1 protein-coding gene is annotated in these 1,266 nt (G+C 67.3%); it reads left to right on the plus strand.

All coding sequences use genetic code 11. The features are described 5' to 3' along the window. Positions 1–129: 129 nt before the first annotated feature. On the plus strand, positions 130–1,266 hold a 1,137-nt coding region (locus tag G3I77_RS40560), incomplete at its 3' end, for an IS256 family transposase (protein ID WP_374388729.1).

The following is a 1,266-nucleotide window of genomic DNA, read 5'->3' on the forward strand; positions in this document are numbered from 1 at the left end:
GGGTCTGTACGGTGAGCGGTGTAACTCCCGAGCTGGAAGCGACAGTTGATGACTGACGTGACGAGTGACACCGAGGCCGGGAAGGCCGCTGTGAGTGGCGCCGTGGACGACGGGCTGGTCGCCGAGTTGATGGCCCGGGCTCAGGCCGGTGGGGTGAAGCTCACCGGGGAGGGCGGCCTGCTGCAGCAGCTGACCAAGCGAATGCTGGAGTCCGCGCTGGAGGGCGAGCTCACTGATCGTCTGGGGCATGAGCCCGGTGAGCGGGCCGAGGGCGGCCGGGAGAACTACCGCAACGGGCACCGTTCCAAGACGGTGATCACCGAGTCGGGGCCGGTTGAGATCGCTGTGCCGCGGGACCGGGCAGGGTCGTTCGAGCCGCAGCTGGTCAAGAAGCGTCAGCGGCGTCTGGGCGGGGTGGACGAGATGGTCCTGTCGTTGTCGGCGAAGGGGCTGACGCATGGGGAGATCTCCGCGTACCTCGCCGAGGTGTATGGCGCGGAGATCTCCAAGTCCACGATCTCCACGATCACCGACAGCGTGATGGCCGGCATGACGGAATGGCAGAACCGTCCCCTGGACAGCGTCTACCCGGTCGTCTTCATCGACGGTGTGAACGTGAAGGTCAGGGACGGGCAGGTCGCCAACCGTCCTGTCTACATGGCGGTGGCGGTCACCGCCGAGGGGCACCGGGACATCCTGGGCCTGTGGATCGGCGATGGCGGGGAGGGCGCAAAGTACTGGCTCCAGGTCCTGACCGAGATCAAGAACCGTGGCGCGGCCGACGTCCTGATGCTGGTCTGTGACGGCCTGACCGGGCTCCCGGACGCCGTGAACACCGTCTGGCCTGCGACGATCGTCCAGACCTGTGTCGTTCACCTGCTGCGGAACAGCTTCCGTTACGCGGCCCGCCAGGACTGGGAGAAGATCGCGAAGGCGCTCAGGCCCGTCTACACCGCGCCGACCGAGGAAGCCGCCCTGGAGCGGTTCGTGGAGTTCACCGACGCCTGGGGCGGGAAGTACCCGGCGATCGTCCGGCTCTGGGAGTCTGCCTGGGCGGAGTTCGTGCCCTTCCTCCGGTTCGACGTGGAGATCCGCAAGATCGTCTGCACCACCAACGCGATCGAGAGCATCAACGCGCGGATCCGCAAGGCCGTCCGGGCCCGAGGGCACTTCCCCACCGACCAGGCCGCCCTCAAATGCGTCTACCTGGCCGTCATGAGCCTGGACCCGACCGGCACCGGACGCAAACGCTGGACCATGCGCTGG

Origin of the sequence: Streptomyces sp. D2-8 (assembly GCF_023184515.1) — a bacterium.
GTDB lineage: Bacteria > Actinomycetota > Actinomycetes > Streptomycetales > Streptomycetaceae > Streptomyces.